The organism is Caballeronia catudaia, assembly GCF_001544755.2.
GTDB classification, from domain to species: Bacteria; Pseudomonadota; Gammaproteobacteria; order Burkholderiales; family Burkholderiaceae; genus Caballeronia; species Caballeronia catudaia.
In genome coordinates, this window is the sequence record NZ_FCOF02000044.1 from 45175 (window position 1) to 56331 (window position 11157).

At 63.9% G+C, this 11157-nt stretch carries 12 protein-coding genes; 8 read left to right on the forward strand and 4 right to left on the reverse strand.

The genetic code is table 11. From position 1 onward, the window contains the following. Window positions 1-114: 114 nt before the first annotated feature. From AWB75_RS30010 to AWB75_RS30025, 4 genes are all read left to right on the forward strand, one after another. Complete coding sequence (locus tag AWB75_RS30010) at window positions 115-1083, forward strand: 2-hydroxyacid dehydrogenase (RefSeq protein WP_061127649.1); 969 nt, start codon at window positions 115-117, stop codon at window positions 1081-1083. A gap of 105 nt (window positions 1084-1188) precedes the next feature. Beyond that, a complete protein-coding gene (locus AWB75_RS30015) occupies window positions 1189-2280 on the forward strand; it encodes a LacI family DNA-binding transcriptional regulator (protein WP_061127650.1) in 1092 nt (363 codons plus the stop codon). Beyond that, on the forward strand, window positions 2281-3072 hold the full coding sequence (locus AWB75_RS30020) for a YhfC family glutamic-type intramembrane protease (protein ID WP_061127651.1): 792 nt from the start codon (window positions 2281-2283) through the stop codon (window positions 3070-3072). Between the two features lie 40 nt (window positions 3073-3112). After that, window positions 3113-3478, forward strand: coding sequence for a DUF3022 domain-containing protein (locus tag AWB75_RS30025; protein WP_061127652.1), 366 nt, complete (start codon window positions 3113-3115; stop codon window positions 3476-3478). Here the strand turns inward: AWB75_RS30025 and AWB75_RS30030 are convergent. Both AWB75_RS30030 and AWB75_RS30035 read right to left on the reverse strand, forming a co-directional pair. After that, complete coding sequence (locus tag AWB75_RS30030) at window positions 3475-3903, reverse strand: PGDYG domain-containing protein (RefSeq protein ID WP_061127653.1); 429 nt, start codon at window positions 3901-3903, stop codon at window positions 3475-3477. The genes AWB75_RS30025 and AWB75_RS30030 overlap by 4 nt on opposite strands. A 126-nt stretch (window positions 3904-4029) precedes the next feature. Further along, on the reverse strand, window positions 4030-4548 hold the full coding sequence (locus AWB75_RS30035; RefSeq protein WP_061127654.1) for a Spy/CpxP family protein refolding chaperone: 519 nt from the start codon (window positions 4546-4548) through the stop codon (window positions 4030-4032). Between the two features lie 165 nt (window positions 4549-4713). Here AWB75_RS30035 and AWB75_RS30040 point away from each other — a divergent pair, with 165 nt between their 5' ends. The 3 genes from AWB75_RS30040 to AWB75_RS30050 all read left to right on the forward strand — a co-directional run bounded on the left by AWB75_RS30040 (window position 4714) and on the right by AWB75_RS30050 (window position 7425). Next, window positions 4714-5604, forward strand: coding sequence for a LysR family transcriptional regulator (locus AWB75_RS30040; RefSeq protein WP_061127655.1), 891 nt, complete (start codon window positions 4714-4716; stop codon window positions 5602-5604). A 110-nt stretch (window positions 5605-5714) separates the two neighbouring features. Further along, window positions 5715-6170, forward strand: coding sequence for an Lrp/AsnC family transcriptional regulator (locus AWB75_RS30045; protein ID WP_061127656.1), 456 nt, complete (start codon window positions 5715-5717; stop codon window positions 6168-6170). A gap of 145 nt (window positions 6171-6315) precedes the next feature. After that, on the forward strand, window positions 6316-7425 hold the full coding sequence (locus AWB75_RS30050) for a saccharopine dehydrogenase family protein (protein ID WP_061127664.1): 1110 nt from the start codon (window positions 6316-6318) through the stop codon (window positions 7423-7425). On the opposite strand, the gene AWB75_RS30055 is transcribed toward AWB75_RS30050, so the two are convergent. Continuing rightward, the gene (locus tag AWB75_RS30055) at window positions 7422-8000 is read right to left on the reverse strand and encodes an AAA family ATPase (protein WP_061127657.1); all 579 of its coding nucleotides are present in this window, start codon (window positions 7998-8000) and stop codon (window positions 7422-7424) included. The genes AWB75_RS30050 and AWB75_RS30055 overlap by 4 nt on opposite strands. Before the next feature lie 18 nt (window positions 8001-8018). Next, window positions 8019-9332 carry a cation:proton antiporter gene (locus tag AWB75_RS30060; RefSeq protein WP_061127658.1) on the reverse strand — a complete coding sequence of 438 codons (1314 nt, stop codon included), beginning with the start codon at window positions 9330-9332 and terminating at the stop codon, window positions 8019-8021. Between the two features lie 252 nt (window positions 9333-9584). Here AWB75_RS30060 and AWB75_RS30065 point away from each other — a divergent pair, with 252 nt between their 5' ends. Continuing rightward, a complete protein-coding gene (locus AWB75_RS30065) occupies window positions 9585-10967 on the forward strand; it encodes an FAD-containing oxidoreductase (protein ID WP_061127659.1) in 1383 nt (460 codons plus the stop codon). The last annotated feature ends 190 nt before the right edge of the window (window positions 10968-11157 follow it).

The following is an 11157-nucleotide window of genomic DNA, read 5'->3' on the forward strand; positions in this document are numbered from 1 at the left end:
CTGGTCGACGCAAAGAAAGTGACTGCCGCCCCGCATAGGGGCGAAGCAAATAGACCGACGCGAAATCAGGATTCCACGCAACCCCAATCCGACCAAACCCAAAAAGCCAAAACCATGACGAAAAAAATCGTAGCCTACAAGGCATTGCCGAGCGACGTAGAAGCCTACCTCCGCTCCCACGCCGAAGTGCTAAACGTCGACCCAAAAGACAAGACAGCCTTCGTAGAAGCGCTAAAACAAGCCGACGGCGCCATCGGCGCAAGCATAAAAATCTCCCCCGACATGCTCGAAGGCGCAAAAAACCTGAAAGCGCTATCGACGATCTCGGTCGGCTTCGACCAGTTCGACGTGGAAGACCTCACGCGCCGCGGCATTGTGCTCACGCACACGCCCGACGTGCTCACCGAATCCACCGCCGATACCGTCTTCGCGCTGATTCTGGCAAGCGCGCGCCGAGTCGTCGAACTCGCCGAATGGGTGAAGGAAGGCAACTGGAAGGCAAGCATCGGCGAAGCGAATTTCGGCGTGGACGTGCAGGGCAAGACACTCGGCATCGTGGGTCTCGGGCGCATCGGCGGGGCGGTCGCGCGCCGCGCCGCGCTCGGGTTTCGCATGAACGTGCTCTACACGAACCGCAGCGCAAACGAGCAGGCAGAACAGGACTACGGCGCGAAGCGCGTCGAGCTCGATGATCTCCTCGCGCAATGCGACTTCGTATGCCTGCAAGTGCCGCTCACGCCGGAAACGCGCGGCCTCATCGGCGCGAACGAGTTCAGGAAGATGAAAAAAAGCGCGATTCTCATCAACGCATCGCGCGGGCCGACCGTCGATGAAAACGCGCTTATCGAAGCCCTCCAAAACGGCACGATTCGCGGGGCAGGCCTCGACGTGTTCGAGCAAGAACCGCTGTCCGCCGATTCGCCGCTGCTCGCAATGAAGAACGTGGTCGCGCTGCCGCATATCGGCTCGGCGACGCACGAAACGCGTCACGCGATGGCGCGCAACGCCGCCGAAAATCTCATCGGCGCACTGGACGGCACGCTCACGCAGAACATCGTCAATCGCGCCGTGCTCACGCGCTAAAAGCAAAAGTCGGGCGCGCGCATGCGCTAACATGCGCGATGCGAGGAGAACGATAATGACGGCATCGCGTCGCGCTTCACGCCGAAGCGTATGCCCACGACCACTATGTCCGACGATCCCACATTGACCCATCGCCCGGCCGCATTCGGTGCGCGCCGTGCAACGATCACCGATGTCGCGCGCGAAGCCGGCACCGGCAAAACCAGCATCTCGCGCTATCTGAACGGCGAGATGAGCGTGTTGTCGCCCGATCTGCGCGAGCGCATCGAGGCGGCCATCGCGAAGCTCGACTATCGGCCGAATCAGATGGCGCGCGGCCTCAAGCGCGGCCGCAATCGTCTGATCGGCATGCTGCTCGCCGATCTGACCAATCCCTATTCCGTCGAAGTGCTGCAAGGCGTCGAAGCGGCGTGCCATGCGCTCGGCTACATGCCGCTCATCTGTCACGCGGCCAACGAGATCGACATGGAGCGGCGCTATCTGCAACTGCTCACGACGTATCGCGTCGAAGGCGTGATCGTCAACGCGCTCGGCGTGAAAGAAGAGCTGCTGCAAGGCTTCGCGCAAGGCGGCATTCCGGTCGTGCTCGTGGACCGCTCCGTGGAAGGCTTCATCACCGACATGGTCGGGCTCGACAATCCCGCCGCCGTGCAACTCGCAACGAAACATCTCGTCGATGAAGGTTTCGATGAGCTGCTGTTCATCGTGCAGCCCGTCACGCACGTGAGCTCCCGGCGCCTGCGCGAAGCCGCGTTTCGCGACACCGTCGCGGCGCTCGGCGCAAGCGGCTCGACCGTCATGATCGATCTCGCCGATGCGACGCCCGCACTCGCCGAGCTCGATACGCGCGTCACGGCGGCACAAGCGGCGCGCCGGCGCGTCGCGCTCTTCGCGGCGAACGGTCCCGTCGCGCTGCGCGTCGCGGTGCATCTGAAGGAGCGGCACGGCGCGGACTGGCAGGCGAGCGTCGCATTGATGTCGATCGACGATTCCGAATGGGCGCAACTCGCCGGCATGACGACGGTGCGCCAGCCGACGTACGATATCGGCCGGCGCGCGGTCGAGTTTCTCCACGAAAGGCTCGGCGGCGCCGCAATGCCCGCGCGCGAATGTCTGCTGCCGGGCGATCTGGTCGTGCGCGCATCGACGACACGCGCGCTCGAAAATGACGCGCAACAGGCATCACAAGGAACTTGAATGGTCAGTATTTCGACCTTGCTGAGCCTCGTGCTCGCGACGCTCATCATCGCCGCGATGCCCATCGTGCTGTACCGGAAGCTGCGGCCGCGTTTTGCGATGGCGCCGCGCGAGGCGATCCTCGGCATCGCGGTGTTCGCGCTCTTCGCGATGATCATCGAGCGCGCGCTGCACGGCTTCATGCTGAGCAATCCGGCTACGTCGGTATGGCTCAGGTATCCCGGGGTATTCATCATCTACGGCGCGATCGCGGCGGGCCTGTGCGAAGAAGTCGGGCGCTTTCTCGCGATGAAATGGCTCATCTCGCGCGAGCCCGGCGCGCTCGAACGTCACGGCCCGGGCCTCGGCTACGGTATCGGGCACGGCGGGGCGGAAGCGTGGATCGTCGGCGTCCTCGTGCAGGTGCAATGGATCATCTACGCGGTGCTGGCCAATCGCGGCACGCTCGACGCGCATTTCGCGAACGCGCCGCTCGAAGCCATCGCGCGCATTCATCTGGTGCTGATGACGCTTTCACCGGTGTCAGCGGGCGTCTTTCTCGTCGAGCGCGCGAGCGCGTTCGCATTGCAACTCGGCTTCTCCGCGCTGATGTGGCAGATGCTGCGCCAGCGTTCACGGCATGCACTCGCCGTTCTCGTCGCCGTGCATGCGTTCTTCGGCTTGCCTGCCGCGATGGTTCAGGCGGGCCTCCTGCCGTTGATTTTCGCCGATGCCGTGTATCTCGTGCTCGGCGTGATCGTCGCGGTGGCGCTCGTGCTCTACTATCGCCGTGCCGCTGCGCAGGGCGTCTGAGCGCGCCGCACCCGGCGTTTCAATCGACTATTTATATCGAATGGACGACTATCAATACGACTGCCCGAGCGCGGACATCGACATGCTTGCGCACGTCATCTGCGATCTCTTTCCCGAGCAGACACAATTCGCCGAACGTCGGGACGATGAGGGCCGCACGTCGCTCGTAATTCACTATGTCGCGATGCGCTTTGGTTCGACGGCGCGGCGCATCACCATCGACGTGCGCTTCGATCCGGCCGCGCTCGCGCGTTATCGCGCGCTGCCGCCGCGCATGCACGCGCGCAGTTACGCGGTGCTGCGCGCGTATGTGGAAGCGACGCTCGGATCGCTCGAAGAGACGTACGCGAACGGCGAAACCGTGCCGCGCGAAGTGGAAATCGAGATGGGCGAGGACTTCGCTTAGGCGTTCTGATACACCTTCGCGAAGCGCGCCGCCTTGACGACGCCGTAGTCGCCGGGCGCATATTGCATGACCCAGTCGCCCGCGTCGCCGGTGAGGATGTCGCCCGCGGCGGATCGCGCGATCGAGAAGGGCTCGTGCATTTCCTTCGCAAGCACGATGCTCGGTCGATTGCGATACGTGCCTGCTTCGCCGTGCGCGATGCCGCCTTCGGGCGTGTACTTCGCGTCGAAGCGCTCGCGCGACACGACCCAGCGCTCGCCGCCGCCGCCGGTGACGAGCGCGTCGCCGGCCGCATAGCGGTTCGGCCCTTCGAGACTCATCAGTTCGCCTGCCGACGCGGCGAATTCGACGGCTACGGCTTCGTTTTTCACGACGCGGCGTGCGGCGGGATCGGCGGCGAGATCGAGCTGGGAAAGATGGAGCATGGTGCGATCCGGAGTGGCGGGTGCGGTGGCGGTGCGGGATCGTAACGGCATTCGCGCCATTTTGCACCCGGTGGACGAAAAAAACCCGCATCGCACGATGCGGGTTTCTCTACGATGCGCGCTCGCTCAGGGCTTCGTCGTCGAAGCAGCGTCGGCGCCTGCCGCATGCGGATGGCGATGCGCGCGATGCTGTCGCGCCTTGCCGTTGTCGTCGCGGAAGTTGGTATCGGCCAGCTTCTTCTGCTCCGGCGAAAGGCTCGCGTAAAGCGGCTCGAAAGCCTCGACGAGGCGCTTCGTGCCATCTGCGTTCGCCTGCGTGATCTGCTCGTATTGCTTCATGTCGTCGAGCGCGGACATGGTGTTGCGCTGTGCGATGCGCTGACGATAAAGATCGGCCATCGTGCGCCCGTTCTCGCGCATCACGTCGGCGAATTTCGACCACTGCTCTTCCTGCTGCGGCGTGATCTTGAGGCTCGAATGCAGTTCCGCGATACGCTCTTCGACGCGCGCCTCGCGCTTGTTCGCGGCCGGTGCGGATGCCGCGGCCTGCACCGCGGGCGCCGATGCCGCGGCGGGCGCCGACGTCTGCGCGAATACCGGGCTCAATGCGCAAAATGCGGCCAATGCAACGAGAGTTCTTTTCATTCGGGATTTACCTTCGATCGATATGGAAAAGCGGCGCCCTTCGTAAGCCGGGCTGAAAGGCAACGAGAGCACGCCATCGGCGGATATTAGTATCACGATTGCATGCGGATTCTCCCGCATTGCCACAACTGCTTACATTCGAAACGTCTTTGGAAAAATAACGCAGTGGACACCTTGTTGAGCATGCGGGTCTTCGTCGCCGTTGTCGAAGCGGGCAGCCTGAGCGCCGCGGCCGAGCGCTTTTCCATCTCCGCGCCGATGGCCGGAAAGCATCTTCAGGCGCTGGAGGCGCGGCTCGACGCGCGTCTCATCGTGCGCACGACACGCCGTCAGAGCCTCACCGAAATCGGCCGCGCGTATTACGAGCGATGCCGGCGCATTCTCGCAGACGTCGACGCCGCCGATTCGCTCGCCGAAGCGATGGGCGCGACGCCGCGCGGCGTGCTGCGCGTGACGGTGCCGCTCACGTACGGCGTGCAGTTCGTGACGCCCGCCGTGACCGAGTTTCTCGCGGCGTTCGAGCAGATCAGCGTCGAACTCGATCTCACGAATCGGATGGTCGACATCGTCGAAGAAGGTTTCGATGCGGCCGTGCGCATCGGACCGCTCGCCGATTCGAGCTTCGTCGCGCGTCCGCTCAAAGCCTATGCGATGACCGTCTGCGCTTCGCCCGCATATCTCGCGCGCGCCGGCACGCCAATGACCCCCGCCGATCTCGCCGGCCACGAGTGCCTGGGCTTCGTGCATCAGGGACGCGAAGCAGGCTGGCGGCTCGAAGGCGAGGACGACGCCACGCTTCTGCGCCGCGCACAGTCCTCCCGCTTTCGGGCGAACAACGGACAGGCGCTCAAGAAGGCCGCGCTCGCGGGCTTCGGTCTCGTGCTCCAACCGCATGCGCTCGTCGAGGATGAACTGGCAGCCGGCGCGCTCGTCGCGGTGCTGCAGGACTTTCTGCCGAAGCCTTCGCCCGCGCATCTCGTCTATCCGCGCGATACGCGCACGACGCCCAAGCTCGCGAGCTTCGTCGATTTCATGGTCGCCCGGCTCGGCGTCTGATGGGCGTCTGACGAGCGACGTCGGCGATAATGCAAAACACAAAACACCGGATGCCCGATGGCATTCAAAACGCATAAGGCAAAACACAAAATGCCAAGGACGACGCCCGCATGAGACCGCCGCGCCTCGATCAGCTCGACGACATCGATCGCAACCTCGTCGCGCTCCTGCAAATGAACGCGCGGGAAAGTGTCGCGAATCTCGCGCGGCAACTGGACGTCGCGCGCACGACGGTCATCGCGCGCATCGCGCGGCTGGAAAAGAACAACGTGATCGCGGGCTACGGCGTGCGGCTCGGGCAGGACGTGCTCGATGCGAGCATTCAGGCGTACGTCGGCATCAAGCTCATGCCGAAGTATGGCCGCGATCTGCAGAAGCGCTTCGCGCGCATGCCCGAGATCCAGTTGCTCTGCGCGGTGAGCGGCGAGTTCGACTATGTCGCATGGTTGCGAGCCGATTCACCGGATCGACTGAACGATCTGCTCGATGAAATCGGCGCGCTGGAAGGCGTCGAGCGGACCACGACGTCCATCATCCTGGCGCGCAAGATCGATCGCGCGGGTTGAGAGAACGACGAATCGACGTGTTTGATCGTCGAAATGACGAAATTCTTCGTCGAAGCGCATCATTTTGTGTCTAGGATCAGTATTCGCGCGCTCCTAAACTGTGTGAAGAGGTGTATTGGCCAAACCGCACATAAAGGAGATGAATATGAGAGTGGCCCTCGTCGGCGCCGGATTGATCGGTCAGAGCATTGCCCATTTGCTGCGTGAAACGGGGGACTTCGACGTCGTCGCGTTCGATCGCGACGAGCACGCGCTCGCGCTCCTCGATGCGCAGGGCATCCCGACGCGACGTGTCGATTCCGCCGATACGCCCGCGCTGCGCCAGGCGCTCGTCGGCTTCGATGCGCTCGTCAACGCGCTGCCTTATTTCCTCGCGATCAATGTCGCATCGGCGGCGAAAGCGGCGGGCGTGCATTACTTCGACCTGACCGAGGACGTGCGCGCGACGCACGCGATCCGCGCCATCGCCGACGATTCCGAGCTTGCGTTCATGCCGCAGTGCGGTCTCGCGCCGGGCTTCATCGGCATCGTCGCGCACGATCTGGCGAAGCGTCTCGACGACGTGCGTGAAGTGAAGATGCGCGTCGGCGCGCTGCCCGAGTTTCCGACCAACGCGCTGAAGTACAACCTCACGTGGAGCATCGACGGCCTCATCAACGAGTATTGCCAGCCGTGCGAAGCGATCCGCGAAGGCCGCACGCAATGGGTGCAGCCGCTCGAAGGCGTCGAGCATTTCTCGCTCGACGGCATCGAGTACGAGGCGTTCAACACGTCGGGCGGCCTGGGCACGCTGTGCGAAACGCTCGCGGGCAAGGTCGAGACGCTCGATTACAAGTCGGTGCGCTATCCGGGGCATCGCGAGCTGATGAAGTTCCTGCTCGACGATCTGCGCATGTCCAGCGACCGCGACGGCCTCAAGACGATGTTGAAGCGCGCGGTGCCATCGACGGCGCAGGATGTCGTATTGATCTTCGTCACCGTGACCGGCATGCGCCGTGGTCAGCTCGTGCAGGACGTATTCACGCGCAAGATTTTCGCGAAGGACGTGTGCGGCGTGCCAATGAGCGCGATCCAGATTACGACCGCCGGCGCGATCTGCGCGGAACTCGATCTCTTCCGCGAGGGCGTGCTGCCGCAAAGCGGTTTCGTGCGTCAGGAGCAGGTGCCGCTCGACGCGTTTCTCAACAACCGCTTCGGCAAGCTGTATGAAGGCGCCAACGCGGTCGCGACGGCGCGGCAACTGGCGGCGGCTTAAGTCAGCAAGCGCGCGATCAACGCATCGCGCGCTGCGTCGGTCGGCGCGGTGTTGTCGAACATGACGAGCGTTTGCGCGAGCGCTGCGTCCGGCTGAAAAAGCCGCTGCCGATATTCGTCCCAATGCGCGAGCTTGTACGCATCGTTCGGATCGCCACGCGCGACGATGCGCTCGCGCGCCACATCCTCATCCACATGCACCCACACGACCCGAATGTCGACATCCTCGCCGACGCCGAGCCATGCGCGATCGAAAAGCCGTGAGCTGCGCACTTCACGCGTGAGCGGCGCGACCACCACGACGCTGACGCCGAGCGCGAGATTTTCCGCAGCGGTATCGACGAGACAACGATATTCCGGATCGCGGAAATGCTCCATGAAAAGCGGGCTGTCGCGATCGTGCGGATCGCCGGTCAGCGCGCCGATCGCAGCCGCGCTATACGCGCCGTAGAGCGTGTCCTTGTCGAGCAGGCAGAAGGGCGCGCCGGCCGCCTGCATGAGCCGTCCGAAAAGCCGTTTGGCGAGCGTCGTCTTGCCGGTGCCCGCGTGTCCACAGAAAAAAATCAGATGCTTCACGTGTAGCGGTCCTCGGGGTCAATCGTCGGTCCGTGCGCGCTGATATCGCCTCATGAGCGGCGTCGCGGTGATGCCGTGCAGGATGACCGATGCCGTGATCGTCGCGATGACGAGCGGCACGAGCGGCGTGGCGACGTCACGCGGCGCATGTTCCAGCGCATACAGCAGATAGTAGAACGAGCCGACGCCGCGTATGCCGAACCAGCTCATGAGCCGCCGCTGCGCGCCCGCCGCATGCGAGCCGATGAGCGATATCTCGACCGCCGCGGGCCGCAACACGAGAAAGAGCGCAACGATGAGCGCGGCCGCCTGCCACGTGAAGAGCTCGCGCCATATCGTCGCCAGCACGGCGCCGACGATCAGCATGATCGCCACTTCGGCGATGCGTTCCAGTTCCAGCGTGAAGCCGTGCACGCGCTCGGCCATGAATGCGTGGGCGCGCTCGGGATCGGCGGCGGCGGCGCCGACATCGTCCGCATCGATTTTGCCGACCGCCTCGCGCGCGGACTTGCCGCCGCTTTCCTTCTGCTCGACGCGGCGCATCGCAAGACCGGCCGCGAACACCGCGAGAAACGCGTACGTGTGCAGCAATTCTGCGACACCGTAAGACAGCGCGATGAGTCCAAGCGCAAAAAAGCCTTCCGGCCCCAACGCCTCGCCGTGCCGCGTGCGCAGATAAGCGACGAGCCGCACCGACAAGGCGCCGAGCAGCCAGCCGCTCACGAGCGCGCCTGCGATGCCCCACGTGGCCTGCAACGCGAAGTCCCAGTGCAGTGCTTCGCCGGGCGTCGCCTGCATGCGGCACACCGCGATGCCGAGCAGTGCGAAGGGCAGCGCGATGCCGTCGTTCAGGCCGCCTTCGCCCGACAGCGAGAAACGCAGCAAGTCGATGTCGCCGGGCGTTTCGACCTGCACGTCGTGGGCGAGCACCGGGTCGGTCGGCGCGAGCATCGCCGCGAGCAGCAGCGCCGGGCCCCAGCCGAGTCCGAGCACGTAGGCGCCAAAAAGCGTGAGCACGGCGACGGTGAGCACCATCGCGACGAAGCCCAGGCGGATCGGCAGAATCCAGAGGCGGTCGGTGGGCGGCACGCGCAGCCGCAGGCCGATCGCGAACAGCGACACCAGCATCGCGACTTCGGTGATGCGCCGCAGGACCGTCGCGTCGCTCGCGAGATCGAGCGTCAGCAGGTCGGCCGCGGCAGGCCCCATCGCGAAGCCGATCGCGAGATAGCACATCGCGGTGCTGATGGGCAGACGCTTGAATGTCGAGCTGGCGAGACCCATGAAGATGAGCACGCCGCCGACGACGAGAAACCAGATCGTCTCGGTCATGAATGCCTTTGGGCTTCGTGTGCGGCTTTGGGGCTGGTTGGCGAGGGGACCGCGCGCCGCAACGCGCGGCTTGTCAGACAGGACGCAGCACGAGCCATGCCCGTGTCCCGGGCGCGCGCTTCGGGCAGCGCGTCTGCCCGCTCATGGACTTGCGCGTAAGATGCATTTCGGATTGCTGCATCTGCATTCGTCATCCGCTTCATTCGCATGGTTTTTTGCGTTACGCATGCAAAAGACCGGGGAGAACCCACCATGTCACAGCACTTCGATGCCGTCGTCATCGGCACGGGTCAGGGCGGCTCGCCGCTTGCCGTGCGGCTCGCGCAGAGCGGCAGGCGCACCGCCGTGATCGAGCGGCATCTGTTCGGCGGCACGTGCGTGAACGTCGGCTGCACGCCGACCAAGACTTATGTCGCGAGTGCGCGCGCGGCGCACGTGGCGCGCACGGCGGCGCAGTACGGCGTGATGATCGGCGGCGATATCGCCATCGACATGGCGCGCGTGAAGGCGCGCAAGGACGAAGTGATCGGCGGCTCGCGCACGGGCATCGAAAAATGGCTGCGCGGCACGGAGAACCTCACGGTGTTCAGGGGCCACGGGCGCTTTACGGGTCCGCATGCGCTTTCCATCGAAGCGAGCGATGGTTCGACGCAGGACATCGATGCCGATCTCGTCTTCATCAACACGGGCACGCGCGCGGCGGTGCCGGACCTCGATGGCCTCGGACACGTTCCCTACCTCACCAATTCGACGATTCTCGAGCTGACCGAGGTGCCGGCCCATCTCGTGATCGTCGGGGCGAGCTATATCGCGCTCGAATTCGGGCAGATGTTCCGGCGTTTCGGCAGCCGCGTGACTTTGCTCGTGCGTGGCGAGCGCATCCTGACGCGCGAGGACGAGGACGTCGCCCGCGCGATGCACGACGTGTTCGTGCGCGAGGGCATCGAGTTTCGCTTCGGTGCGCAGATCGGGAAAGTGGAGCGTTCGGCGGGCGGGGTGCGTGTTTTTGTCGGCGATGAAACCATCGATGCGTCGCATCTGCTTTTCGCGACGGGCCGCACGCCCAACACCGATGATCTCGGTCTCGCGCACGCGGGCATCGAGGTGAACAGGCACGGCATGATCGACGTGGATGGCCAGTTGCGCACGCAAGTGGAAGGCGTCTATGCGCTGGGCGATGTGAATGGGCGCGGCGCGTTCACGCATACGTCGTGGAACGACTACGAGATCATCGCTTCGAATGTGATCGATGGAGAGTCGCGCAGCGTCGATACGCGCATCATGGCTTATGCGGTGTTCGTGGATCCGCCGTTCGCGCGGGTAGGGATGAGTGAGGAGGAAGTACGCAAGGATGGCCGCGAGGCGCTTATTGCGACCATGCCGATGACGCGGGTGGGGCGCGCTCGGGAGCGCGGTGAGACGGATGGGTTCATGAAGGCGCTGGTCGATGCGCGGTCGCAGCGGTTTTTAGGCGCGGCGATTTATGGCATCGAGGGGGATGAAGTGATTCATACTTTCATCGATATCATGAATGCGGATGCGCCGTTTAGTACGCTGCAGCGGGCTATGCATATTCATCCTACCGTGAGTGAGTTGATTCCTACTTTGCTTGAAGGGTTGAAGCCGTTGCGGTGATGTTTTTTGCTTTTGCTTTTGCTTTTTGCTTTTTGATTTTGCCGGATCCCGTATTCGCGTTGGTCTATTTGCGTTGCCCCTGTGCGGGGCGGCAGTCACTTTCTTTGCTGCTGTGTATAGACCGGAGACATGGGTAACAGGTGTGTCAGGACATGGGTAACACATTTAGCTCCTTTGACTGCCACGTTTC

Excerpts from the sequence above, each read along its gene's own strand:
- AWB75_RS30050 (WP_061127664.1), top strand. The coding sequence starts at position 6,316 with ATGAGAGTGGCCCTCGTCGGCGCCGGATTGATCGGTCAGAGCATTGCC.
- AWB75_RS30020 (WP_061127651.1), top strand. The coding sequence starts at position 2,281 with ATGGTCAGTATTTCGACCTTGCTGAGCCTCGTGCTCGCGACGCTCATC.
- AWB75_RS30025 (WP_061127652.1), top strand. The coding sequence starts at position 3,113 with ATGGACGACTATCAATACGACTGCCCGAGCGCGGACATCGACATGCTT.
- AWB75_RS30045 (WP_061127656.1), top strand. The coding sequence starts at position 5,715 with ATGAGACCGCCGCGCCTCGATCAGCTCGACGACATCGATCGCAACCTC.
- AWB75_RS30060 (WP_061127658.1), bottom strand. The coding sequence starts at position 9,332 with ATGACCGAGACGATCTGGTTTCTCGTCGTCGGCGGCGTGCTCATCTTC.
- AWB75_RS30030 (WP_061127653.1), bottom strand. The coding sequence starts at position 3,903 with ATGCTCCATCTTTCCCAGCTCGATCTCGCCGCCGATCCCGCCGCACGC.
- AWB75_RS30010 (WP_061127649.1), top strand. The coding sequence starts at position 115 with ATGACGAAAAAAATCGTAGCCTACAAGGCATTGCCGAGCGACGTAGAA.
- AWB75_RS30015 (WP_061127650.1), top strand. The coding sequence starts at position 1,189 with ATGTCCGACGATCCCACATTGACCCATCGCCCGGCCGCATTCGGTGCG.
- AWB75_RS30065 (WP_061127659.1), top strand. The coding sequence starts at position 9,585 with ATGTCACAGCACTTCGATGCCGTCGTCATCGGCACGGGTCAGGGCGGC.
- AWB75_RS30035 (WP_061127654.1), bottom strand. The coding sequence starts at position 4,548 with ATGAAAAGAACTCTCGTTGCATTGGCCGCATTTTGCGCATTGAGCCCG.